The following is a 24081-nucleotide window of genomic DNA, read 5'->3' as shown; positions in this document are numbered from 1 at the left end:
GTCAGCTCTTTTTCGATTTCGCGGGCGCTTTCGCCTTCGTTGCCTTCGGCTTGGCGGCCGTCTTGGTGGCCTTGGCGTCGGCGGCTGCCGCCTTCGGCTTGGCTTTCGCCTTGGCCGCCTTGCCCACAGGTGCCTTGCCGGCCTTTTCGGCGATCAGCGCAAGCGCCTCCTCGACGGTGATCGCCTGGGGATCCTTGCCCTTCGGCAGTGTGGCGTTGACCTTGCCCCAGTTGACATAGGGGCCGTACTTGCCGTCGCGAACGGTGATGGCGCCGCCATCAGGATGATCGCCGAGCGTCTTCAGTGCCGCCGGCGTGCCGCGCGCGCCCCGGCCCGGGGCCTGTTTCGCCTTTTCGGCGATAACAGTCACGGCGCGGTTGAGGCCGACCGAGAACACGTCCTCGACGGTTTCGAGATTGGCGTAGGAACCGTCATGGAGGAGGAACGGCCCATAGCGGCCGATGCCGGACGAGATCATCTTGCCGGATTCTGGATGTTTGCCGATATCGCGCGGCAGCGAGATCAGCGCCATCGCCTTTTCATAATCGATGTCTTCGGGCTTCCAACCCTTCGGCAGCGAAGCGCGTTTGGCTTCCTTGCCGTCGCCGCGCTGGATATAGGGGCCGAAGCGGCCGGAACGCAGCGTCAGCTCCTCGCCGGTGGTCGGATCGGTGCCGAGGTTCTTCGGCTCGTTAAGTGCTGCGCCGTCCGCTTCTCCGCCGTTTTCGGAGGAGAGCTGACGGGTGTAGTTGCATTCAGGATAGTTCGAGCAGCCGACGAAGGCGCCGTATTTGCCGAGTTTCAGCGACAGGTTGCCGGTGCCGCAGACCTGACAGATTCTGGGATCGCTGCCGTCCTCCCGTTTCGGGAAGACGAGTGGTGCCAGCGCCTCGTTCAGAGAATCGAGCACGTTGGTGACGCGCAGTTCCTTGGTGTCCTCGATCTGGGCGAAGAAATCCTTCCAGAAATCGCGCAGCACCTGCTTCCAGTTCAGCTCGCCGGCCGAAATCCGGTCGAGCTTTTCCTCGAGGTCGGCGGTGAAGTCGTATTCGACATATTTGGTGAAGAAGCTTTCGAGGAAAGCCGTCACCAGCCGGCCCTTGGCCTGCGGGATCAGCTTGCGTTTGTCGATCGTCACATAGTCGCGGTCGCGCAGCGTCGCGAGGGTCGCAGCATAGGTGGAGGGGCGGCCGATGCCGAGCTCTTCCATCTTCTTGATGAGCGAGGCTTCCGAATAACGCGGCGGCGGCTCGGTGAAATGCTGGGTCGAATTGATCTTCTGCTTGGCGAGCGTTTCGCGCGCAATGATCTCCGGCAGGCGGCCATCCTCGTCGCCGTCGTCGCTCTGCTCGCCATCCTCCTTCTGGTCGGTATAGGCGGCGATGAACCCGTCGAAGCGGATCACGGAGCCGACGGCGCGAAGCCCGGCCTTCTCACCCTTGTTGTCGGCGGTGATTTCAGCCGTCGTGCGCTCGATCTCGGCCGACGCCATCTGGCTGGCGATACCGCGCTTCCAGATCAGCTCGTAGAGCCGGATCTGGTCGGCATCGAGGAATTTGCGCACACGGTCGGGCGAACGATAGAAATCGGTCGGACGGATCGCCTCGTGCGCCTCCTGGGCATTTTTCGCCTTGGTCGAGTAGAAGCGTGGCTTTTCCGGCATATAGCGTTCGCCGAACTGGTCAACGATGGCGCTGCGAGCCGCATCGATCGCCTCGGGTGCCATCTGAACGCCGTCGGTCCGCATGTAGGTGATGAGACCCACCGTCTCGCCGCCGATATCAACGCCCTCATAGAGCCTCTGGGCAATCTGCATGGTGCGCGAGGCGGAGAAGCCGAGATTGGAGGAGGCGGCCTGCTGCAGCGTCGAGGTCGTAAACGGCGGTCCGGGGTTGCGCTTGACCGGCTTCGCCTCGACCGTGTCGACGACATAGCTCGCACCTTCGAGCAAGGCCTTCAGCCGGCCGGCATCTTCGCCGTTGCCGATTGCGCGCGGCTGCAGCCGTTTACCGTTCGCCGAAACCAGCCTTGCCTCGAACTCGTCGCCGCGCGGCGTCTTCAGAAGCGCCGAGATGTTCCAGTACTCCTCGGAAATGAAGCGCTCGATCTCGGATTCGCGGTCGCAGACCAGGCGAAGCGCCACAGACTGAACGCGGCCGGCCGACCGCGCACCGGGCAGCTTGCGCCAGAGCACAGGCGAAAGATTGAAGCCGACGAGATAATCGAGCGCGCGGCGCGCGAGATAGGCGTCGACCAGCGGCACGTCGATGTCGCGCGGATCGGCCATCGCGTCGAGCACCGCCTTCTTGGTGATCGCATTGAAGACGACGCGCTTGACCGGCTTGCCGTTCAGCACGCGCTTCTTGTTCAGCATGTCGAGAACGTGCCAGGAAATCGCTTCGCCTTCGCGATCCGGGTCGGTTGCGAGAAACAGGCCATCGGCGGATTTCACCGCGTCGGCAATGTCCTTCATCCGCTTGGCGGAGGCGCTATCGACCTCCCAAAGCATTTCGAAATCCTGATCGGGGAGGACTGAGCCATCCTTGGCAGGCAGATCGCGCACATGACCGAAGGAGGCGAGCACTTTGTATCCCGGACCCAGATACTTATTGATCGTCTTGGCCTTGGCAGGCGATTCCACCACTACAACATTCATGATGATTCTCTAAAAAGGAAGCGACGCCAGCGTTGAAACCAGCGCAACACATACCGCAACTTGGATATCGGCCCTCCGACATGGACAGGGAAATCGCCGCGGTCAAGGGGTTTGCTACAATTTTACCTCTTGCATCTGTTGCAGCCGAGGGGAGATTATCGGGAAAATACAATTTTAGATAGGTTATCAAAGGTTTTTCGATACAGGGTTCGGCAATTCGCGTAGCCGCCGCCTGATGTCGCGCAAGGTTCAATCGGAAAGCGAGACGAGGCCACCCTGCTGCCGGTGCAGCCTGCCGGCAATATCAAGCTCCAGGAGGATCAGATAGACCGCGGATGCCGACAGGCCCGTATGGCGGATGACGTCGTCGATCTCGACCGGCGTCGGCCCGAGCGCATCGATGATGCGATTCCGATCGGAATCGCCGGGTGGCACCGATATCGACTTGCCGTCACGCGCAGGCTCTTCCGCCATCGATGACGGGAATAGGTCGAATTGCGCAAGCGGCGCCAGGGCCTCCATGACATCGGCGGGTGCGGTGACGATCGAAGCACCGTCCTTCAGCAGGCCGTTGGTGCCATGGCAGCGCGGATCGAGCGGTGAGCCGGGCACGGCAAAAACCAGGCGGCCGAACTCGCCGGCAAGCCGTGCCGTGATCAGCGAGCCCGAACGCGATGCCGCTTCGATGACGACGAGGCCGAGCCCGATGCCGGCGATCAGCCGGTTCCGGCGCGGAAAGTCGCGGGCGCGGGGCTCCCAGCCGAAGGGCATTTCGCTCACCGCCAGGCCGTTGCCGCCGGTTATCTCTTCGAGCAGGCCGACATTCTCCGGCGGGTAGGGCTGGTCGAGGCCACCGGCGAGCGCCGCGATCGTCCCTGTGTCGAGGCTTGCCCGGTGGGCTGACGTATCGATGCCGCGCGCCAGGCCGGAGACCACGGTATATCCAGCCCGGCCGCAGTCGCGTGCCACCATCGCCGCGAATTTCGCACCTGCGATCGAGGCGTTGCGCGAGCCGACGATGCCGACGGCCGGTCGTTTGGCGGCGGCAAGCGCGCCCTTGACGGCCAGAAGCGGCGGCGCGCCGTCGATCTGCTTCAGAGCTTGCGGGTAGTCCGGCTCGCCGATGCCGACGAAGCGGGCGCCGAAGCGACGCGCCGCCTCGAGTTCCCGATGTGCCTCGGCCTCGCTGGCGATGCGGATTGCCCGCGTGGCGCCGCCGCGCGCCGAAAGCTCCGGCAGTGCGGCAAGTGCTGCCTCGGCCGAACTGAAATGATTAATGAGGTCGCGAAAGGTGGCAGGGCCAATATTGTCGGAACGGATGAGGCGTAACCAGGCAATTCTTTGCCGTTCGGTCAGAACAACGCCTTTTGGTCCGGCGCTCAGCGCATCCATTATCCCTTTGCCCCGATCTTGCTTTCCGTCCCGCTCATCAGGCGCGAAATATTCGCCTTGTGCTTCCAGTAGGAGATGAGGGTCATGATCGCCATCACTGCCGCAACCTTTTCGTTGCCCAGTATCCACAGTGCAACCGGAATGACAAGCATGGCAACCAACGCTGACAGTGAGGAGTAGCGGGTGGTGAAAGCGACCGCTAGCCAGACGGCGGCGAAGAGCACGACCATGATCGGCGCGACGCCGAGCAGGGTGCCGATATAGGTGGCGACACCCTTGCCGCCCTTGAAGCCGATCCAGACCGGGAAGAGATGGCCGATGAAGGCGAAGAAGCCGGCGATGATCGCTGCCTCCTCACCGAGGAAATAGCCGACGATCCAGGCTGCGGCCGATGCCTTCAGCGCATCGAGCAGCAGCGTCGCCGCGGCGAGCGTCCGGTTTCCTGTTCTGAGCACATTGGTTGCGCCGATATTGCCGGAGCCGATGCTGCGCACGTCGCCGAGGCCGGCGGCGCGCGTGAGGATCAGGCCGAAAGGGATCGAGCCGAAGAGATAGCCGATAACGGCGGCGGCAAGCGCGATCGGCAGCGTGATCTGCCATGACATGAGATTGGATAACATATGCCCCCTCAGCCCCTCCGTGGCCTATCCTCGAGTCAGCCTTCTCCCGCTGGGGGATGGACGGCGATGGTGTCGATCCTAGAGCATGATGCCGAAAACTGTGAGCGGTTTTCGGACGACATCATGCTCTAACTATATAATTTAGAACAGGATTCAGATTTTAGGCCGACCCGGCCTAAGATCATCCAATTCTAGAGCAATTCCAGCAAAACTGCGCAGCGGTTTTGCGTCCGGAATTGCGTAAAAACAAAAAGATAGAGCATTTCCGTCACTCAGAGAAATCAGGAATTGCTCTAGAGTGCGTGGACAAGCTTTCCCGAGACGTAAGTCGCGACCGCCCGCCCGCTGAAACGCGCATCCTCGAACGGCGTATTCTTTGAGCGGGAGAGAAGCATGTCTTTGGCGACAAGCCAAGGTTCATCGAGATCGATCAGCGCGATATCGGCCGCAGCGCCCGGCTTCAACGTGCCGGCGGCGAGGCCGAAGATTTGCGCGGGGCGGGTGGACATGGCGTCGATCAGGCGCATCAGGCTCACCTGGCCACCATGGTGAAGTCTGAGGGCTGCCGCCAGCATGGTTTCGAGGCCGATCGCGCCGTCCTCCGCCTCGCCGAAGGGCAGGCGCTTCGTATCGACATCCTGCGGGTCGTGCGAGGAGACGATGATATCGATCGCGCCGCTCGCAAGGGCGTCGGCCATGGCCACCCGGTCATCTTCCGGGCGCAGCGGCGGATAGAGCTTGAAGAAGGTGCGGTATTCACCGATGTCGTTTTCGTTGAGCGCCAGATTGTTGATCGAGATGCCGCAGGTCACCTTGGCGCCACGGCTGCGGGCGCGTTCGATCGCCTCGACTGATTCTGGCACCGAGATCATCGCGGCGTGATAACGGCCGCGCGTCAGCTGCGCGATCCTGAGATCGCGTTCGAGCGGGATGAGCTCGGCTTCCCTTGGAATGCCGGAGAGCCCGAGCCAACTGGCGAAAAGCCCCTCATGCATGACGCCGTTGGCGCCGAGATATTTGTCGCGCGTTTCGCAGGAGATGACGGCGCCGAATTCGCGCGCATAGGTCATGATCCGGCGCAGCACCTGCGTGTCGTGGACGCTGGAATGGGCATCGGTAAAGGCGACGGCGCCTGCCTGCATCAAGAGGCCGATCTCCGTCATCTCTTCGCCGGCAAGGCCCTTGGTGATGGCGGCCGCCGGATAGACGTTGACGGCGGCCGTATCCCGCGCCGTCTTCTTGACGAATTCGACAAGCGCAATGTCGTCGATAACAGGATCGGTGTCCGGCATCATGATGATCGAGGTGACGCCGCCGGCCGCCGCCGCCCGGCTCGCCGAGGCGATCGTCTCACGGTGCTCGCCGCCGGGTTCGCCGACATGGACGCGCGCGTCGACGAGCCCGGGCGTGGCGACAAGGCCCGTGCAGTCGCGGATGACGGCGCCTTCCGGTGCACCCTGGTTCTGCGCCTTGCCGCCGGCGGCAATGATCACGCCGTTTTCGGCAATGATCGTCCCGACTTCGTCGAGATTGCGCGACGGATCGATGATGCGGACGTTCTTGAGGACGATCGGGTTGCTCATGCCATCATTCCATCGCTTCGGGGACCCTGGTTCTGCGAGACGAGCAGCGTCTCCATGACGGCCATGCGCACCGCGACCCCCATCTCCACCTGTTCGGCGATCACGCTCTGCGGCCCGTCCGCCACTTCCGAGGCGATCTCGACGCCGCGGTTCATCGGGCCGGGATGCATGACCAGCGCGTCGTCCTTCGCCGCTTTCAGCGTTTCGGCGTCGAGCCCGTAGAAGTGATAGTATTCGCGCACCGAAGGCACGAAGGCGCCGGACATTCGCTCGCGCTGCAGCCGCAGCATCATCACGACGTCGGCGTCCTTCAGCCCTTCCTGCATCGAATGGAAGACCTCGACACCCATCTCGGCGATGCCAGCGGGCAGGAGGGTCGCAGGCGCGACGACACGCACGCGGGCGCCCATCGCGTTGAGCAGCAGGATATTGGAGCGCGCCACCCGCGAATGCAGCACGTCGCCGCAGATCGCCACGACGATGCGCGATAGCTTGCCCTTGGCGCGGCGGATCGTCAGCGCGTCGAGCAGCGCCTGGGTCGGATGTTCATGCTGCCCATCACCGGCATTGACGACCGAGCAGGAGACCTTCTGGGCGAGAAGGGCGGCCGCACCGGCGCTTGAATGGCGGATCACCAGCACATCTGGGCGCATCGCATTCAACGTCATCGCCGTGTCGATCAGCGTTTCGCCTTTCTTCACCGAGGAATTGCCGACCGACATGTTCATGACGTCGGCGCCGAGCCGCTTGCCGGCAAGCTCGAAGGAGGCCTGCGTGCGGGTCGATGCCTCGAAGAAGAGGTTGATCTGCGTCAGCCCGCGCAGCGTCGACGTTTTCTTTTCTCTCTGGCGGCTGATCTTGACGGCCTCGTCCGCCTTGTCGAGAAGATAGGTGATATCCTGCTCGGTGAGGCCCTTGATGCCGATGAGGTGGCGGTGGGGGAAAAAGACCATGACCCTGCCTCTTGCTGTCTCTGGCGGGTCTATAAAGAGTGCTGCCCGCCGGGGCAAGCATGTGCTGTGGGCAAAGGCTTATGTCCCCATGCATTTTCGCCCGAATTCCGATAGAGCAGAATGAACCGAATCATAACTTCCGGTTTCCCTTTGCCGGGTTCTTACACTAGAAGCGAATTATGACCTCCGCCAACCGGACTGACGACAAACTCGCAGAACTCAACCAGCCGAGCCTGTGGTCCGGCATCAATGCCTATCGGTCCGATCCGCTGATCGTCGATCTGACAGCGGCTTTGCCGCGCGGCATCCGCGAAGACCTGGAAAACATGGGCCGCTACGTCACCTCGCCGGAGGCGCAGGAGATGGCGCGCATGGCAAACCAGGGCGCGCCGCAGCTGCGCACCCACGGTCCGCGCGGTGAACGCGTCGACGTCGTCGAGTTTCACCCGGCCTGGCATGCGCTGATGCGCCGCTCCATGTCGGTCGGCCTGCATTCCTCCGTCTGGGACCCCCAGGCCGATACCGAGGCCAAGGACGAGGCCCATAAGGTTCGCGCTGCGCGCTTTTATCTGACGTCGCAGCTGGAATCCGGCCATCTCTGCCCGCTGACGATGACGAGCGCCTCCGTTGCGGCACTCTCGGCCTCGCCCGCGGTCCAGAAGGACTGGGCGCCCAAAATTCTCTCGCGCAAATATGATTCGTCGAACAAGCCCGCCATGCAGAAATCCGCCGTGACCATCGGCATGGGCATGACGGAAAAGCAGGGCGGCACGGATGTGCGCGCCAACAGGAGCGCTGCCGAAAAGGTCAGCGAGGGCATCTACCGGCTGTCCGGGCACAAGTGGTTCATGTCCGCGCCGATGAGCGATGCCTTCATCATGCTGGCGCAGACGAAGGAGGGCATGGGCTGCTTTCTCGTGCCGCGCCTTCTGGAGGATGGTTCCGCCAACGGGCTGCAGTTTCAGCGGCTGAAGGACAAGGTCGGCAACCGCTCCAACGCCTCTTCCGAGGTCGAGTTTACTGACACCTTCGGTTTCCTGCTCGGTGGTCCGGATGCCGGCATCCGCACGATCCTCGATATGGTGACGCTCACCCGGCTCGACTGCGCGCTGGCCTCGTCAGGCATCATGCGCGCCTCGCTCGCCGAAGCCGTCCACCACACCCGCGGCCGCAGCGTCTTCGGCAAGATGCTCGTCAACCAGCCGATCATGACGAGGGTGCTCGCCGACATGGCGCTCGACGTCGCCGCCGCGACGGCACTGTCCTTCCGTCTTGCCGACGCCTTCGACAAGGCGCGCGGCAATGCCGAGGAAGCGGCCTATGCCCGTGTCATGACGCCGGTCGCCAAATACTGGTGCTGCAAGATCGCGCCTGCGCTGATCTACGAGGCGATGGAGTGTATTGGCGGCAACGGCTACATCGAAGAACGCCCGATCGCCCGCCATTACCGCGAGGCTCCCGTCAACGCCATCTGGGAAGGCTCCGGCAACGTCATGGCGCTCGACGTGCTGCGCGTGCTTAACCGCGGCAAGGATCTGTTCGAAACGGTCTTCGCCGGCCTAGCCCGCGATCTCGGCCCTGCGGGCAAGAAGACGATCGACGTGCTGCGCGCCGCAATCGCGCTCTGTGAACAGGATGAGGGCGCCGCCCGCCTGCTCGTCGAGCAGCTGGCGCTCGCCGCCGGTGCCGCCGAACTCTATCGGCTGGGCGCTGGGCGCATTGCCGATGCCTTCATCGAGACGCGTCTTGCCGGCGGCTGGCGCTCCACCTACGGCATGCTCGATTCCCGCTTCGACGCCAGCTACATCGTCGACCTGCTCTATCCGCCGGCGGCCTGATCGCAAGTGCGCTGAGGCGGTCCCGAGGCCGCGACGCTCGACCATCGGGCCCTGTCGACGACGATCACAGATCGTCCGGCCGGTCGCGACGTATCGCGCCGAGGTCGCTTTCCCAATCTATCCCTGCGAGATCTGCGATCGCATTTTCCGGCGGTGCCTCTCAACGAGACTTCGCAAGGCCCGGTCGACGGTGGCCTTTTTTGTCGCCAATCCCCGTGGCGGTCATTGCCGCGTCGAGCAAGGCATCATCGATATCGATATTCGTCCGCATGATCGCGCCCCAAGTGTAATCATCATAAGAGATACACATCCACGTCACGGCGGTCCAAGCTCGGCGACGATGTCATCGCCATAAACGAAAATCCGGCCGCGTCGCCGCGGCCGGATTTCAGTGTTTACGTCCGAAAATCAGCGTTCAGAAGAAGCCACGGCGCTGCCACCAGCCGGCTTTCTTCGGCTTGCCGTCATCGCCTTCGCCATTCTCGACGCGGGTGGATTTCACCGTCGGCTCGGAGGAGGAGATGTTGGATTCGCGGTTGGCGCGAACCGGCTTTGCCTCTTCCTGAACGGATGTTTCGAGATCGGCGGAGGCTTCAACCAATTCCGGTTCGGCCTCGGCCACAGGTGCAGTCTCGGCAACCGGTTCCTCGACCGGCGCTGCGGCCGGTTTGCGGCGGCCGCGGCTGCGGGCGGGCTTCACATCTTCGGTTATGACGGTTGCGCTCTCGACGGCTGCCATCGCGGCCTGGCCTTCGTCGGCCGGCTCGCCAATCGCCTCGACCGCTACGGCTTCGCTCGGAGCGCCGTCGTTCGAAACGTCGTCGCCTTCGTCCTCGTCGCCGCCATTGTCTTCACCGGCTTCGCCAGCCGTCAGTTCGGAGCCATCTTCGGCGCGATTGCGACGGCCACCACGCTTGCCGCGACGGCGCCGCTTGCGGCGCTGCGATTCTTCGCTTTCAGCGCGTGTCTCGGGCGTAGCTTCGGTGGTTTCATCACCTTCGCTGCCCTCGTCGTCACCGTCCTCATCCTCGTCGCCGGCTTCGCCTGCTGCCGATGCCGGCTGCTCGGCATTGCCGTTGCGGCCACGGCGGCGCCTGCGGCGCTTGCGCTTGCGGTTGCCGTCAGCTTCGCCTTCCGAGCGTGCTGCGACGGGCCGTTCGGCAACGGCCGGCTTTTCCTCGAGTTCCTCGTCTTCGTCCTCATCCACTTCGATGACGATGTCGTCGTCGTCATCCTCAGGAATGGCCGCGAAGTTGAAGAGCGTTTCGATCTTGACCGGGTTTTCCACCGGCTCGCCGCGATCGATCGCGAAATGCTGTGCGCCGACCGAACCGTCCGCATCGATGACGATAGCGACGCCGAAACGGCTTTCGTAATCGATGATCGTCTGGCGCTTGTGGTTGAGCAGGTAGAGCGCAATGTCAGGCGTGGTGCGCACGGTGATGTTGTGCGTGGTGTTCTTCAGCAGATATTCCTCGATACCGCGCAGGACATGCAGCGCGACGGAGGACTGCGAGCGCACGTGGCCGGTGCCGCCGCAATGCGAGCAGACCTGCGTGGTCGATTCGAGAACCGACGCGCGGATGCGCTGTCGCGACATTTCGAGCAGGCCGAAATGCGAGATCCGGCCGACCTGGATGCGGGCGCGATCGTTCTTCAGGCATTCCTTCAGCTTCTTCTCGACAGCGCGGTTGTTGCGCTTCTCTTCCATGTCGATGAAGTCGATGACGATCAGGCCGGCAAGGTCGCGAAGGCGAAGCTGGCGGGCGACTTCGTCTGCAGCCTCGAGATTCGTCTGCAGCGCGGTGTCTTCGATCGAATGTTCGCGGGTCGAGCGGCCGGAGTTGACGTCGATCGAGACCAGCGCTTCGGTCTGGTTCATGATCAGGTAGCCGCCGGACTTCAGCGTCACCTGCGGCTGCAGCATGCGGTCGAGCTGAGCCTCGATGCCGGAGCGCGAGAAGATCGGGTGGATGTCGCGGTAAGGCTGAACCACCTTGGCATGGCTCGGCATCAACATCTTCATGAAGTCTTTCGCTTCACGATAGCCTTCTTCACCGGAAACGATGACTTCGCTGATATCCTTGTTGTAGAGGTCGCGGATCGAGCGCTTGATCAGCGAGCCTTCCTCATAAACGAGGCAGGGAGCGGTGGACGCCAGCGTCAGCGTGCGCACATTTTCCCATAGGCGCATCAGATATTCGAAGTCACGCTTGACCTCGACCTTGGTGCGGTTGGCACCGGCGGTGCGAAGGATGACGCCCATGCCCTGCGGCACCTCGAGCAGGCGCGCGATTTCCTTCAGGCGCTTGCGGTCGGCAGGATTGGTGATCTTCCGGGAAATGCCGCCGCCGCGCGCCGTGTTTGGCATCAGGACGGAATAGCGGCCGGCGAGCGAGAGATAGGTGGTAAGGGCTGCACCCTTGTTGCCGCGCTCTTCCTTGGCGACCTGCACGAGCAGGATCTGGCGGCGCTTGATGACTTCCTGAATGCGGTACTGCTTGCGCGGCTTGCGCTGCACTCGGTCCGGCACTTCTTCCATGGCGTCTTCGGCGCCGACGGATTCGATGACTTCCTCTTCGCCGTGATCGTCATCATCGTCGTCATCATCGTGGCGACGCTTGCTGGTATCGACGTCCTCGGAGATCGAGTCGGTTTCCACCATGGCGGCCATCGCGCCGCCGGTCGAGCCGTCATCCTGGTTGTCGACGCTCGACGCTCCTTCGGCTTCAACGTCTGTGGGAACAGCGTCTTCGGTCGCCGTCGTTTCGGCGGCCGGTTCTACGGCCTTCTTGCGGCTGCGACGCGGCCTTGCCTTCTTCGCCGGCGCTTCCTCGGCGGCCGCGGGAGATGCTGCGGCTTCTACCGCTGCCGTCTCTTCCGTTACGGCAGCCGTTTCCGGCGCCTCTGCCGGCACGATGCCGACATCCGGCTGATCCTGCTTGGAAAGATCGACCATCGGTGCGGTTTCGACATGCTCGACGTCCTCGTCGCGGCGATGCTCCTCGGCTTCGGCCCGAAGCAATGCCTGACGGTCGGCAAGCGGTATCTGATAATAGTCGGGATGGATTTCGGCGAAGGCCAGGAAGCCGTGCCGGTTGCCGCCGTAGTCGACGAAGGCGGCTTGCAGCGAGGGCTCGACCCTCGTTACCTTTGCAAGATAGATGTTGCCGCGGATCTGCTTCTTGTGCTGGGACTCGAAGTCAAATTCTTCTATGCGGTTCCCGCGAACGACAACGACGCGCGTCTCTTCCTCGTGAGACGCATCGATAAGCATTTTGTCTGCCATGTAAGCTGTGCTCCTCGGCGTGGCCGCGAGAGCGCATTCCCGACTGCTGTTGAGACAGAAAGAATGCGGTCCGCAGTGGCCGCGCCGGATAATGAAAGTCGCGCCTGATGCGAGGGGGAGGGCAGCAGCCAGACCGCAACCGGAACCATTTCGGTCCGGGGCCTGTACACTTCAGATAAAACCTGCTGCGAAACCATCAACAACCAAGCGTGATCGACAAATACGAAGACCCGTTCGGGTCCGATGAGTTTGCTCCCTGAGAGCGTGGTGGCTGATCCACCAATGAATTCCGACAATGAGCCGGAAAATCAGGATCCAGTTCTAGGGATTAAGCGCATGAGACGGCGGACGATGACCGGTGTGGCGCCAGGTCCTGATCTGGCTGGCAGCCTTTGCGGCGACTCTATCCCGTCAACACTTTACCCTGAAATTCGTTGTATGTTTTCTGTGTCACAATAGCAAGGGAAAAGCCAAATGTGCCATAATATTGATGGATTTCGCAACGCATAGAAACTGGGGATAAAGTGATCGCGATTCGGCAGGCCACAGCGGGTGTTTCGTCACAGGGACGCTGGCCGCAGCTGCGTCGGGTCCATCGCAATACAAATAGGGTGTGCGGTTTATTGTTTAAGAGGGCTCGGATCGCGGCGAAATCCGCAGCGCGGCGATCGACAATCGCAAGGCGGGTTCTGGCGGCGCTTTTGGCCGCTAGTCTCCTGCCGGTCGCTGCCAGCTCCGTCGAGGCCGGGGATCCGCTGCTTGCCTATGGCGCGCGCATCGTCGGCGACGATGCAAGGACGCGCATCGTCATCGATTTCGATCGCGAGCCGCGCTTCTCGGTCCACTATATCGCCAATCCGGAACGCATCGTCGTCGACCTTCCGGCGACCGCCTTCGGTTTTCCGGCGAAGGATCTTGCCGCCCGCGGCCTGTTCAAGGATATCCGCTACGGCAAGATGGACGAGGAGAGCGCCCGCATCGTGCTGACGACGGCAGGGCCGGTCAAGCTGGCGCTTGCCAAAGTGCAGGCCGACGAGGCCGGCAAGGGTCATCGCCTCGTGCTCGATGCCGAGATGATCGACAAGCGGGCCTTTGCCGAACTGGTGAAGACGCAATCCTGGAGCGATCGAGGTGAGGCGGCTCAGACGACCAGCGCCATTCCGGCACCGGAAAAAGCTGCTCCCGGCGATTTCGTCATCGCCGTCGATGCAGGCCATGGCGGCATCGATACCGGCGCGATCGGCGTCGACACCAAGACCGAGGAAAAGCAGGTGACGCTTGCCTTCGCCAAGGCTTTGACCGACCGGCTGAACAAGGAGCCGGGCATCAAGGCTTTCCTGACGCGTGAGGATGACGAGTTCCTGTCGCTTTCGCAGCGTGTGCTGATCGCCCGCCAGAACCACGCTGGGCTTTTCATTTCGCTGCATGCCGACACGCTGAAGCAGAAGGATATCCGCGGCGCCACCGTCTACACGATCTCCGACAAGGCATCCGACAAGCTCGCCGCCGACCTTGCCGAACGGGAAAACCTCTCCGACCAGATCGCCGGCAAGGAGACGGTCGCCGAGCCGCCCGAGGTTGCCGACATCCTGCTCGATCTGACGCGGCGCGAGACGCAGGCTTTCTCGATCTCGCTGGCCGAGAGCGTGCTGAATTCTTTCAAGGATCAGGTCGGCACCATCAACAATCCGCACCGTCATGCCGGCTTCCGTGTGCTGCAGGCCCCTGACGTGCCCTCGATCCTTCTCGAGATTGGGTTCCTCTCGAATGCCGAGGATGAGAAATTGCTGCTCGACGAGGCCTGGCGCGGGAAGATCGCCGGTCTCTTGACCGACGCAGTCAAGCGATACCGCGCCGCCGTCATGGCGAATGGCGGCTAATATACGCGCCCCAAAATCTGAAGGGGTTGCAGCTCGACGACATGCATAAAAACAAAGACTTGAAGTGCGTCTCCTGAATCAAGTTCTGAGCAAGATGCCTCAGATTAGCGGCAGCGGCAGGCGTTGCTTGGATGTGACAGTTCTAATGAAACGCGGCGGCGGTGGTGAATGCGGCGCAGACAGCCCTATTTTGCTCACATTCGCGCCGTTACTCCGGCTTATGTTTCGTAAGCCTTGAGCGCGGAATCGGCTTGTGGCGGTAACGCTCATGGAGTAAGCCGCGCAACGTGCAAATTGCCTTGATCTGTACAATCGTTGCGGCTGCGCCGATTGAAGATCGAAAAGACCGGTAGCTGAAATATGGTTAGACTTTTTGGATATTTCTTCGGAATGGCCTGCGTCCTGTTTCTGGTCGCGGCGGCGGGTATTGCCATCTATCTCGCCAATGTCGCGAAGGATCTTCCGGACTATGCCGTTCTGAACAGCTATGCGCCGCCGGTGACGACCCGCGTCCATGCCGGAAACGGCGCTCTAATGGCCGAATACGCCAAGGAAAAGCGTCTCTTCCTGCCGATCCAGGCTATTCCCGACCGCGTGAAGGCCGCTTTCCTGTCGGCCGAAGACAAGAATTTCTACAATCATCCGGGCGTTGATCTCACCGGCCTCGGCCGCGCAATTCTCGTTAACCTGCAGAATTTCGGTTCCGGCCGCCGCCCGGTCGGTGCCTCCACAATCACCCAGCAGGTGGCCAAGAATTTCCTTCTGAGCTCGGACCAGACCATCGACCGCAAGATCAAGGAAGCGATCCTTTCCTTCCGTATCGAGCAGGCCTACAGCAAGGACAAGATCCTCGAACTCTACCTGAACGAGATCTTCTTCGGTCTGAATTCCTATGGCATCGCCGGCGCAGCACTCACCTATTTCAACAAATCCGTCACCGAACTGACCGTCGCCGAAGCCGCCTATCTGGCATCGCTGCCGAAGGGGCCTGCCAATTATCATCCGTTCCGTCATCCCGAGGCGGCGCKCGAGCGCCGCAACTGGGTGATCGACCGCATGGTCGAGAACGGCTATGTCAGCCAGAGCGACGGCGAGGAAGCCAAGAAGCAGCCGCTCGGCGTCACCGCTCGCACCACTGGCCCATCGCTCTTTGCTTCGGATTATTTCGCCGAAGCCGTTCGCCGCCAGCTGATCGACCAGTACGGCGAAAAGGTCCTTTATGAGGGCGGACTTTCGGTGCGCACGTCGCTCGATCCGCAGATGCAGCTCGCTGCCCGCAAGGCGCTGCAGGACGGTCTAATCACCTATGATGAGCGCCGCGGTTTCCACGGCCCGATCAAGCAGATCGATGCAAGCGGTGATTGGGGCAAGGCGCTAGCCGATATTCCCACCCTGTCCGACGTGCCGGAATGGCGGCTCGCGGTCGTGCTCGCCGTGTCCGACTCGACCGTCGACATCGGCCTGCAGCCGGCCAAGGATGGAAGCGGCAAGGTTGCCGCCGACCGCCAGCGCGGCACGATCGACGCCAAGAACATGCAATGGGCCTTCCGTTCGGCCGACGGCGCCCGCAAGACCACGAAATCGCCGGTCGGCGCCGTGGCGCCTGGTGACGTCGTTTATGTCGCAAAGCTCGGCGATGACGCGTCGACCTCCTATCGCCTGCAGCAGCCGCCGAAGGTGCAGGGTGGCCTGGTCGCGATGGATCCGAAGACCGGCCGCGTGCTCGCCATGGTCGGCGGCTTTTCCTACGCCCAGTCCGAATTCAACCGCGCCACCCAGGCGATGCGCCAGCCAGGCTCCTCGTTCAAGCCCTTCGTCTACGCCGCGGCAATGGACAATGGTTATACGCCGGCCTCCGTCATCATGGATGCGCCGATCGAAATCGTCTCGGGCGGCCAGGTCTGGAGGCCGGAAAACTACGGCGGCGAATCCGGCGGCCCGTCGACGCTGCGTTCGGGCATCGAGCATTCGCGCAATCTGATGACGGTGCGCCTCGCCAACGATCTCGGCATGAACATCGTCGCCGAATATGCCGAGCGCTTCGGCATCTACGATCACATGCTGCCAGTTCTTTCCATGTCGCTCGGCGCCGGCGACACGACTGTGCTGCGCATGGTCTCGGCCTATTCGGTCATCGCCAATGGCGGCAAGCAGATCAAGCCGACATTGATCGACCGCATCCAGGACCGCTACGGCAAGACGATCTTCAAACATGAGGAGCGTGTGTGCGAGGGCTGCAATGCCGGCGACTGGCAGAACCAGGAAGAGCCGAATGTGGTCGACAATCGGGAAACCGTTCTCGACCCGATGACCGCCTACCAGATCACCTCGATGATGCAGGGCGTCATCCAGCGCGGCACCGCTGCCGGCAAGATTGATCTCGGCGGTCGCGACGTCGCCGGAAAGACCGGCACCACCAACGACGAGAAGGATGCCTGGTTCGTCGGCTTCACGCCGGATCTGGTTGCAGGCCTCTATATGGGCTTCGATACGCCGGCCCCACTCGGCCGCGGCGGCACCGGTGGCGTCTTGTCCGCCCCGATCTTCAACGAATTCATGCAGGCTGCCGTCAAGGACACGCCGGAATCGAAGTTCGTCATTCCATCAGGCATGAACCTGATTTCGATCGACCGCAAAACCGGCATGGCGGCTGGCGACGGCGATCCGAACACCATCGTCGAGGCCTTCAAGCCCGGCACCGGCCCGGCCGACAGCTTCTCGGTGATCGGCATGGACAGCACCATGGCGCCGGAAGAGATCTTGAAGACCTCGCCGCAGGCGAACCAGGCCGTCCAGACCGGCACGCCCGGCCTGTTCTGACCGAGGCCTGAATTTTGCACGCCCGCCGCGGCCCTTTACATCCGCGGCGGGCGTCTCTATGTCACCAGCACCTGAATAAGACCGACAGAGAAGCAGGAAAATGCGAGCGGAAATCGAAAACGTGGTCGATGAAACCAAGCAGGCTATCACCCTGCTGAGGAGGCATCTTTGACTGGGACCAGGCGATAAGACGGCTGGACTGGTTGAACAACAAGGCAGAGGATCCGAACCTCTGGAACGACGCTTCCGAAGCGCAGAAGCTGATGCGCGAGCGCCAGCAGCTGGATGACGGCATTAACGGTGTCAAGCAGCTCGAACAGCAGCTGAACGACAATATCGAGCTGATCGAGCTTGGCGAGGAAGAGGGCGACCAGAGCGTCGTCAAGGAAGCCGAGGACACGCTGAAGGCCTTGAAGGCCGAGGCTGCACGCCGCCAGGTGGAAGCCATGCTCTCCGGCGAAGCCGATGGCAACGACACTTATCTCGAAGTCCATTCCGGCGCCGGCGGCACCGAAAGCCAGGACTGGGCGAACATGCTTCTGCGCATGTACACCCGCTGGGCTGAACGCCAGCGTTTCAAGGTCGAGCTTCTCGAAGTTCATGACGGCGAAGAGGCTGGCATCAAGTCCGCGACCCTGCTCGTCAAGGGCCACAATGCCTATGGCTGGCTGAAAACGGAATCGGGCGTGCACCGCCTGGTGCGGATCTCGCCCTACGACAGCAATGCGCGTCGCCACACCTCCTTTTCGTCGATTTGGGTCTATCCGGTTGTCGACGACTCGATCCAGATCGAGATCAACGAAAGCGACTGCCGCATCGATACCTACCGTTCGTCGGGCGCCGGCGGCCAGCACGTCAACACCACCGACTCGGCCGTGCGCATCACGCATATCCCGACGGGCATCGTCGTGCAGTGCCAGCAGGAGCGCTCGCAGCACAAGAACCGCGCCAAGGCCTGGGACATGCTGCGCGCCCGCATGTACGAAGCGGAACTGAAGAAGCGTGAGGATGCCGCAAGCGCCGAAGCCGCTTCGAAGACCGAGATCGGCTGGGGTCACCAGATCCGCTCCTACGTGCTGCAGCCCTACCAGCTGGTCAAGGACCTTCGCACTGGTGTCGCCAGCAGCGCGCCGGACGACGTTCTCGACGGCGACCTGAACGAGTTCATGGAAGCAGCACTTGCCCACCGCATCAGCGGCGCCGCCGACGCGGTCGTCGAGGATGTCGACTGATCGGATTATCGATGCATTGAGATAACAAAAGCCCCGGAGACGGGGCTTTTGTTTTGCTCAAGCCATCGCGCTTATACTGCTGACTTGAAACAGCGCTGCCGACAGATTGGCAATCTCCTCATGAATGGCTGCGCGCTCGATGCCTGGGGGATCGGTAAAGAGTTCTGCCGCAAAGGCAAGGCCGAGCGCCGTGCCCTCTGGCACGAAGACATAATGTCCAAGGCCGCCGCCGAAGATTTTAAGGGCGCTGCGCCGGAGCCGCGCATGCAGCCACGACGAACATTCTTCGGCCGGTGCCGCCCTGTCGGCGTCACCGACCAGGATAAGGGCAGGCGCATCGACAGCTTTCAGGCTTTCCTCGCTGAAACCGAGAACGGACCGGCCTGGCGCGCAAACGAGTGCGGCCCTGATTCTGTCGTCTCGGTAGGAGTTCGACATCCGGGACCACGAATCGCGAAACACATCGCTGGTGCGCAGCAATGCCGGGATATGATCGGCAAGGTCGGGAAACTCCCTCGGTCCGCGCGCGCCACCAGGCTTCATCCTCGATGGTTCGAACTGCGAGAACTGGGCAACAGCCCCAAGAAGCAGCATCACGCTATAAGCTCCGGCGGAAAATCCGGCTGCGAAGACACTGTTCGTATCGATATCGCCAGAGAGATCGCTGAGCCATGCATCGCGGTGGTCGAGCAGGTAGCTTAGGTCAGGCGCCCGCTCCCAAAGGCAGGCAAAGCCTTCAGCGCGATAAGGCTCGATGCCGGTATTGCCGTGATGACTGACGCCGAGCGCTGCAAACCCGCGATCGACCAGGCGTCGCGCCAGCCACTCCAGCCCGGCCGCGGATCCGCCGGTGCCATGCGACAACAGAACGAGGGGATAGGGCCCGGCCTCCGGCCGGATGGGTGCATCGCGGGCGACGGCCGCCCTCTGGAACCAGCTTCTTTCCGGGACGTCGCTTTGTGCGTCATCGGCGGCGGGGTACCAGAGGGACCAACTGATCGGTCTAGGGCCGGCTGCGTCCCAGTTCGACCTTTTCTCGTCGTAGAGGACGCCGTCGCGAAAGCCCAGTTTCATCTCTTGAATGCCCTTCGAACACGTCCCAGCCGTTCAATTCGTCGCTTTCTCGACGGTGATGTCGCCGAATTCGTCGATCAGCACGGTCCAGCCATCCGGCTCCGCGGCAGGGTCGGTCTTCAGATAGACTGTGGCGAAGAGCCCCGGTTCCTTGATGATGCCGTTCGAATTCTCGGGGCGTATATCGGTAACGTAAGGCTTCAGGTCGCTGAACTCCTGCAGCTCGATGGTCGAGGCGATCGCCGGGCCGGTCTCGGTCTGGGCAATCTGCTGCAGATAGATCTTCGAGGTCCTGTCCGGCTGGCGGACGGCAAAGAGCTTGTAGTAGCCGTGGCGCTGCGCGGCCTTTCCCTCGGGATTGGCGACGCTCTCGGCGCTCGTCGGCACCCGCTCGACCGCCGGTGCATTGCCATCGTCCTCCCAGTAGCCGGTACTGGTCGCGAAAATCACCGATGCCGGCAGGAGGGCATCCTGCGCCGGGCCGGCCGCCGCTGCAATGCTCCATCCCGCAAGCAGGAGGCTGGTCATCAATATCCGTCGCATTGCCATCGTCTCAATCCTTGAACTGCTCGGCTAGAATCCGGTCGGACCAGGAGCGGTCGGGATCAGAAAGGATGCGCGCCGTCACATGCTCCGACTGGGCGATGCGAATATGCAGCACCGACTTGACCTCGGTATTGTCGGCCACTGCGTTCACCGGTCGCTTCTCCGGCTCGAGAATGTCGATATCGACGGTCACCTTGTTCGGAAGCAGAGCGCCCCTCCAGCGCCGAGGCCTGAAAGCGCTGACCGGCGTCATGGCGAGCAGCGGCGCCTCGAGCGGCAGGATCGGGCCATGGGCGGAAAGATTATACGCCGTCGATCCGGCAGGTGTCGCAACCATCAGCCCGTCGCAGATCAGTTCTTCCAGACGGACGCGCCCATCCACCATAACCCTTAGATTCGCGGCCTGATAGGACTGGCGAAAAAGATAGACCTCGTTGATGGCGAGCGCCGTCGAGTTGGTGCCGTCGGCGTTGGCCGTCGTCATCTGCAATGGCCGGAAGACGTTTTCGACGGCGACGCAGATGCGCTCCTGAAGCTTGTCGGTGCGATAGTCGTTCATCAGGAAGCCGACCGAGCCGCGATTCATACCGTAAACCAGCTTGCCGGAGTTCATGGTGTTGTGCAGCGTCTGCAGCATGAAACCGTCGCCGCCGAGTGCGACAATGACGTCGGCTTCGTCGGCCGGGACGTCGCCATAGATGCGAATCAACTCCTCGCGCGCGGCAAGCGCCTCCGTCGTTGGTGAGGCGAGAAAGGAAAGCGTCTGAAATGAACGGCCCATGCAATGCCCTTTATGATGCTGCCCTAGCTAAAGGATAAAGGCCTTGCGCGACAAGGACGTTTTCTATCGCGAAGCGTTTTGAGCTGCAGCCGAACTGTCCGCGCAGGCACGGATTTTCCCTTTACAGAATCACAGAATCTGCTAGTTGGGCAACTATTGCCCTTGTAGCTCAGTTGGTAGAGCACCTGATTTGTAATCAGGGGGTCCCGGGTTCGAACCCTGGCGGGGGCACCAGCCTACGCTCTGTGAGCTTCGGCTCGGCGAGCCGAAGAGAGCAACTAAGCGAAGGCGGACTGGTTCGAGAATGCTCCGGTTAGCTGCACCATCTTTCCCCACGATACCGTCTTTCTAAGCAGAGCTGGGTTCACGGCTGCCTCGCTCAATCGCACCGGCTTTTCAGATGGCACGTATCGCTTGATGAACCGCGTCTGAAGGGCTGCTTCACCGCCAATTCAGCCGCGACCGCTTATCTTCGCCTCATCAGCAATGAGGAAACAGCCATGAAGCTCGCACATCTCTTTCTCGCCGCAACCGTTTCCGTCGGTGCGGCTTTCGCGTCCGTCGCACCGGCTGCCGCCATGCCGGCCGAGCGGCCGGCGGTGACGGCGCAGGGCGATATCGTTCAAATTCGTGATGGCTGGCGAGGTGATCGCGACCGCGACGACCGTGGCTGGCGAGGTGATCGCGACCGTGACGACCGTGGCTGGCGCGATGAGCGCGATTGGCGCCGGTCCGACTGGCGCGATGATCGCCGTCACTGGCGGCGGTGGCGTGCCGAGCGTTGGCAGGAGCGCCGCGAGTGGCGTGATCGCGATCGCGGTATGCCGTTCTGGCTCTACCGCGGTTGACAATAACGGCCCGGATCACCCGGCCGTTATTTTAATGAGTGACGGGTTCGTTGACGCTCGCCTCGATCCGATCGCCATTGCCGGTCTGTCCGGCGCCGGAGGGCGACATCATTGCGATGCTAAGCACGGAGGCGACCATGAAGGCGACGACGGCGATCATTATGCGCATAAGCGTTCAATCCTCGTTCGATTCCGGGATTAACGCATGATCGCCGTCGGCGTTCCTGCCAGTATTATTGCACCTGTCCCGGCGTTGCTGGGCCGGGCGCCGTCGGCGACAGAGGATCGGGCTGGTGGATGGGGTGCGACGTGTCCACCCAGATGATACTGATGATAATCACGACGAAGACCGCGATGAAGAGGATACCGAAAATCAGCGGTCGAATGGCCATGATAGGGATCGTTCCTTCTTGCTGCTGAGCCGGTCGCTACAACCGATCATCGCCCGATCATAGTGCCCCGGGGCGTCATTCCAAGGCAAAAATGGATTTTTCTGGCATCGGTCGGGCGTTGCACGAGCGTTGTGCGTGTCCGTTTCCGTTTGTCGCGCCGGATCGAGCTCCTGCGTAACTCCTTAAATCCGAATCGATAGCGCGTCAGAAAAGACGCGCGACGCCAGCATGTCACGGATGATCGCCTATCCCGTCGAAGTGGACTATGCAGGCGATACGGCGCGGGCCGATTGACGGACCCGACCGGCTGCCCTTGCTTGGGCCGGCCTATGCCTTCAGGTGGAGCCGCGCCGCGTAAAGTGCGATCGCCGCCGCATTGGAGACGTTGAGAGATTTGATCGCGCCCGGCATGTCGAGACGGGCAAGTGCGTTGACGGTTTCCCGCGTCTTCTGCCGAAGCCCCTTGCCCTCCGAGCCAAGCACCAGCGCCACTTTCTCGCCGGAGAAGGTGCCTTCGAGCGGCGCCGGTCCTTCCGAATCGAGGCCGATGGTGGAGAAGCCGAGCTTGTGCAATTCACCGAGCGCATCGGCGAGATTGGTAACCTGTATATAAGGTATCAGTTCCAGCGCGCCGGAGGCGGACTTGGCGAGCACGCCCGATTCGGTCGGGCTATGTCGCTGCGTGGTAATGACCGCGCCGGCATTGAAGGCGACGGCCGAGCGCATGATCGCGCCGACATTGTGCGGATCGGTCACCTGATCGAGGACGAGCAGGAGAGGGCTTTCCTTCAGTGCTTCGAGTCGGCGTACCGGAAGCGGCCGTGTTTCCAGCATCACACCCTGATGGATCGCCTCGGGGCCGAGCACCTTGTCGATTTCCTGCGGCGAAACGATCTCGAAGGGCATGCCGAGCGTTTCGACGTCGACTTCGAGGCGCGCGAGTGCGTTCTGCGTCACGAACAGCTTGATCTTCTTGCGCTCGGGATTGTCGAGGGCCGCGCGCACCGTATGCAGGCCATAGAGATGCACCTGGTCGGGCGCAAGCGCCGGCGGCTTCCAGTCTTCGCCGCCGCGCTTTCGCTTCTGCGGCTGAGGCGTCGGAATCTCCCCGCGTTCGCGCTTGGCGTCACGGTGGGCGCGCCGCAGAGTGGCGTAATGCGTATCCTTGGCGGATGGGTCTGTCGCGGTCTTGCCGCCGGATTTGTTGTCTTTGCTCATGCAGCTTTATAGCCATGGCGCTCGCTGCCGCATAGGCTTTCTTTCATATGCCGGCTTTCGGTGGCGAATGAAATTTTTCGTGTTTTTTCCGTTGTCATCGTGTTGACAGACTGAAATGCTCCGGTCATATACGCGGCGCAGACGACGGGCAGCAACGCTTCGAAGTCTGACGAACTTGGTCTTGCGATCCGGACGAAAACTGGAGAGATGCCCGAGTGGTTAAAGGGGACGGACTGTAAATCCGTTGGCTCAGCCTACGTTGGTTCAAATCCAACTCTCTCCACCATTCGTCATCGGATCGGACCACCCCGCGGGTATAGCTCAATGGTAGAGCAGCAGCCTTCCAAGCTGAATACGCGGGTTCGATTCCCGCTACCCGCTCCAGTTTCCGTGACGCTACTTTATTCGACCGCTGCTGCCGTAGTCCCCGAGATGTCTCCGGCGCGGGCGGAGAAGCTGACGATTGCGATTATCGACTGGCAGGGAAGGCGCTCGACGCTGAACGGCTATGGTGTGTCTTCGGCGGTCAATGCGATTTTCTTTAAGATTTCAGCGATTTTCGAGGGGGCTTTGGCGAATCGCCTTGCAGGCGGCGAATTGTCTCCCATATGCGCTCTCAGGCCAAGAATGGCGTCTGCAATTAAGTCTTGCGCAATGTCGCCGAAAGCCTTAAACGGCGGCACTAAACCGGTTCGCCGGGGCCACCATTTTCGATCACAGGAAGCATTCAAATGGGAAAGAGTAAGTTTGAGCGCAACAAGCCGCACGTCAACATTGGCACGATTGGCCACGTTGACCACGGTAAGACGTCTCTGACGGCAGCGATCACGAAGTACTTCGGTGAGTACAAGGCGTACGATCAGATCGACGCGGCTCCGGAAGAAAAGGCCCGTGGCATCACCATCTCGACGGCGCACGTCGAGTATGAGACGCCGGCCCGCCACTACGCGCAACGCGCA

The 24081-nt window shown here is 61.9% G+C and carries 18 protein-coding genes, 3 tRNA genes and 1 pseudogene; 9 read left to right on the top strand and 13 right to left on the bottom strand.

Going from position 1 to position 24081, the window contains the following annotated elements:
• Position 1 precedes the first annotated feature (1 nt).
• The 5 genes from topA to AC1D2N_RS13140 all read right to left on the bottom strand — a co-directional run bounded on the left by topA (position 2) and on the right by AC1D2N_RS13140 (position 7204).
• Complete coding sequence (gene topA, locus AC1D2N_RS13160) at positions 2-2656, bottom strand: type I DNA topoisomerase (RefSeq protein WP_026230854.1); 2655 nt, start codon at positions 2654-2656, stop codon at positions 2-4.
• A gap of 249 nt (positions 2657-2905) precedes the next feature.
• Positions 2906-4048 carry a DNA-processing protein DprA gene (gene dprA / locus AC1D2N_RS13155; protein ID WP_130652198.1) on the bottom strand — a complete coding sequence of 381 codons (1143 nt, stop codon included), beginning with the start codon at positions 4046-4048 and terminating at the stop codon, positions 2906-2908.
• On the bottom strand, positions 4048-4668 hold the full coding sequence (plsY, locus tag AC1D2N_RS13150) for a glycerol-3-phosphate 1-O-acyltransferase PlsY (protein ID WP_018241620.1): 621 nt from the start codon (positions 4666-4668) through the stop codon (positions 4048-4050). The genes dprA and plsY overlap by 1 nt, the downstream gene beginning before the upstream one ends.
• A gap of 293 nt (positions 4669-4961) precedes the next feature.
• Positions 4962-6251, bottom strand: coding sequence for a dihydroorotase (locus AC1D2N_RS13145; RefSeq protein ID WP_018241621.1), 1290 nt, complete (start codon positions 6249-6251; stop codon positions 4962-4964).
• Entirely contained in the window at positions 6248-7204 is a 957-nt protein-coding gene (locus AC1D2N_RS13140; protein ID WP_130652199.1) for an aspartate carbamoyltransferase catalytic subunit, read from the bottom strand. Before AC1D2N_RS13140 ends, AC1D2N_RS13145 begins: the two co-directional genes overlap by 4 nt.
• Positions 7205-7383: 179 nt before the next feature.
• Between AC1D2N_RS13140 and AC1D2N_RS13135 the strand changes: the two genes are divergently transcribed.
• Entirely contained in the window at positions 7384-9042 is a 1659-nt protein-coding gene (locus tag AC1D2N_RS13135; protein WP_028733677.1) for an acyl-CoA dehydrogenase family protein, read from the top strand.
• 64 nt (positions 9043-9106) lie between these two features.
• On the opposite strand, the pseudogene AC1D2N_RS13130 reads toward AC1D2N_RS13135, so the two are convergent.
• Together AC1D2N_RS13130 and AC1D2N_RS13125 are read right to left on the bottom strand one after the other, a co-directional pair.
• Positions 9107-9313, bottom strand: a pseudogene (locus tag AC1D2N_RS13130) (type II toxin-antitoxin system VapB family antitoxin).
• 144 nt (positions 9314-9457) lie between these two features.
• On the bottom strand, positions 9458-12331 hold the full coding sequence (locus tag AC1D2N_RS13125; RefSeq protein ID WP_130728999.1) for an Rne/Rng family ribonuclease: 2874 nt from the start codon (positions 12329-12331) through the stop codon (positions 9458-9460).
• A 623-nt stretch (positions 12332-12954) separates the two neighbouring features.
• Between AC1D2N_RS13125 and AC1D2N_RS13120 the strand changes: the two genes are divergently transcribed.
• From AC1D2N_RS13120 to prfB, 3 genes are all read left to right on the top strand, one after another.
• Positions 12955-14211: an N-acetylmuramoyl-L-alanine amidase gene (locus AC1D2N_RS13120; RefSeq protein ID WP_115156945.1), complete on the top strand. Its 1257-nt coding sequence runs from the start codon at positions 12955-12957 to the stop codon at positions 14209-14211.
• 360 nt (positions 14212-14571) lie between these two features.
• Complete coding sequence (locus AC1D2N_RS13115; protein ID WP_477981399.1) at positions 14572-17031, top strand: penicillin-binding protein 1A; 2460 nt, start codon at positions 14572-14574, stop codon at positions 17029-17031.
• Between the two features lie 100 nt (positions 17032-17131).
• Positions 17132-18263 (top strand): peptide chain release factor 2 gene (prfB, locus tag AC1D2N_RS13110; RefSeq protein ID WP_112902571.1). Its coding sequence is split into 2 segments (ribosomal slippage): positions 17132-17200 and positions 17202-18263, totalling 1131 coding nucleotides; the frame shifts between segments, so codons are not numbered across the junction.
• Between the two features lie 57 nt (positions 18264-18320).
• Here the strand turns inward: prfB and AC1D2N_RS13105 are convergent.
• The 3 genes from AC1D2N_RS13105 to AC1D2N_RS13095 are packed head-to-tail and all read right to left on the bottom strand — an operon-like array spanning position 18321 to position 20664.
• Positions 18321-19337: an alpha/beta hydrolase family protein gene (locus AC1D2N_RS13105; protein WP_130652202.1), complete on the bottom strand. Its 1017-nt coding sequence runs from the start codon at positions 19335-19337 to the stop codon at positions 18321-18323.
• Positions 19338-19370: 33 nt separating this feature from the next.
• Positions 19371-19886: a hypothetical protein gene (locus AC1D2N_RS13100; RefSeq protein WP_018241629.1), complete on the bottom strand. Its 516-nt coding sequence runs from the start codon at positions 19884-19886 to the stop codon at positions 19371-19373.
• A 4-nt stretch (positions 19887-19890) separates the two neighbouring features.
• Positions 19891-20664: an NAD kinase gene (locus AC1D2N_RS13095; RefSeq protein ID WP_018241630.1), complete on the bottom strand. Its 774-nt coding sequence runs from the start codon at positions 20662-20664 to the stop codon at positions 19891-19893.
• A gap of 158 nt (positions 20665-20822) precedes the next feature.
• Between AC1D2N_RS13095 and AC1D2N_RS13090 the strand changes: the two genes are divergently transcribed.
• A tRNA-Thr gene (locus AC1D2N_RS13090) sits at positions 20823-20898 on the top strand.
• Positions 20899-21092: 194 nt separating this feature from the next.
• The gene (locus AC1D2N_RS13085; RefSeq protein WP_197728283.1) at positions 21093-21512 is read left to right on the top strand and encodes a hypothetical protein; all 420 of its coding nucleotides are present in this window, start codon (positions 21093-21095) and stop codon (positions 21510-21512) included.
• A 31-nt stretch (positions 21513-21543) separates the two neighbouring features.
• Here the strand turns inward: AC1D2N_RS13085 and AC1D2N_RS13080 are convergent, their stop codons facing one another.
• From AC1D2N_RS13080 to rlmB, 3 genes are all read right to left on the bottom strand, one after another.
• Complete coding sequence (locus AC1D2N_RS13080) at positions 21544-21681, bottom strand: hypothetical protein (RefSeq protein ID WP_003547501.1); 138 nt, start codon at positions 21679-21681, stop codon at positions 21544-21546.
• 64 nt (positions 21682-21745) lie between these two features.
• Positions 21746-21904 (bottom strand): hypothetical protein, encoded by a 159-nt coding sequence (locus AC1D2N_RS13075; RefSeq protein ID WP_003558513.1) that lies wholly within the window; start codon positions 21902-21904, stop codon positions 21746-21748.
• Positions 21905-22231: 327 nt separating this feature from the next.
• The gene (rlmB, locus tag AC1D2N_RS13070; protein ID WP_047622609.1) at positions 22232-23122 is read right to left on the bottom strand and encodes a 23S rRNA (guanosine(2251)-2'-O)-methyltransferase RlmB; all 891 of its coding nucleotides are present in this window, start codon (positions 23120-23122) and stop codon (positions 22232-22234) included.
• Between the two features lie 201 nt (positions 23123-23323).
• On the opposite strand from rlmB, the gene AC1D2N_RS13065 reads away from it, so the two are divergent.
• The 3 genes from AC1D2N_RS13065 to AC1D2N_RS13055 form a co-directional block, all read left to right on the top strand.
• Positions 23324-23408, top strand: a tRNA-Tyr gene (locus tag AC1D2N_RS13065).
• Positions 23409-23432: 24 nt separating this feature from the next.
• A tRNA-Gly gene (locus AC1D2N_RS13060) sits at positions 23433-23506 on the top strand.
• A gap of 347 nt (positions 23507-23853) precedes the next feature.
• Positions 23854-24081 (top strand): GTP-binding protein (locus AC1D2N_RS13055; protein ID WP_477981396.1); only part of this gene is annotated, 228 nt, incomplete at its 3' end.

It is taken from the genome of Rhizobium sp. P1_B8 (assembly GCF_056406515.1).
The sequence above is the reverse complement of the archived record's forward strand: the minus strand, read 5'-3'. Positions and strand labels throughout refer to the sequence as shown.

Bases quoted from the DNA above. Each gene is read 5' to 3' on its own strand.
- dprA (WP_130652198.1), bottom strand. From the start codon at position 4,048: ATGGATGCGCTGAGCGCCGGACCAAAAGGCGTTGTTCTGACCGAACGG.
- AC1D2N_RS13100 (WP_018241629.1), bottom strand. From the start codon at position 19,886: ATGGCAATGCGACGGATATTGATGACCAGCCTCCTGCTTGCGGGATGG.
- rlmB (WP_047622609.1), bottom strand. From the start codon at position 23,122: ATGAGCAAAGACAACAAATCCGGCGGCAAGACCGCGACAGACCCATCC.
- AC1D2N_RS13080 (WP_003547501.1), bottom strand. From the start codon at position 21,681: ATGCGCATAATGATCGCCGTCGTCGCCTTCATGGTCGCCTCCGTGCTT.
- AC1D2N_RS13140 (WP_130652199.1), bottom strand. From the start codon at position 7,204: ATGGTCTTTTTCCCCCACCGCCACCTCATCGGCATCAAGGGCCTCACC.
- AC1D2N_RS13145 (WP_018241621.1), bottom strand. From the start codon at position 6,251: ATGAGCAACCCGATCGTCCTCAAGAACGTCCGCATCATCGATCCGTCG.
- AC1D2N_RS13075 (WP_003558513.1), bottom strand. From the start codon at position 21,904: ATGGCCATTCGACCGCTGATTTTCGGTATCCTCTTCATCGCGGTCTTC.
- AC1D2N_RS13095 (WP_018241630.1), bottom strand. From the start codon at position 20,664: ATGGGCCGTTCATTTCAGACGCTTTCCTTTCTCGCCTCACCAACGACG.
- topA (WP_026230854.1), bottom strand. From the start codon at position 2,656: ATGAATGTTGTAGTGGTGGAATCGCCTGCCAAGGCCAAGACGATCAAT.
- AC1D2N_RS13135 (WP_028733677.1), top strand. From the start codon at position 7,384: ATGACCTCCGCCAACCGGACTGACGACAAACTCGCAGAACTCAACCAG.
- plsY (WP_018241620.1), bottom strand. From the start codon at position 4,668: ATGTTATCCAATCTCATGTCATGGCAGATCACGCTGCCGATCGCGCTT.
- AC1D2N_RS13125 (WP_130728999.1), bottom strand. From the start codon at position 12,331: ATGGCAGACAAAATGCTTATCGATGCGTCTCACGAGGAAGAGACGCGC.
- AC1D2N_RS13105 (WP_130652202.1), bottom strand. From the start codon at position 19,337: ATGAAACTGGGCTTTCGCGACGGCGTCCTCTACGACGAGAAAAGGTCG.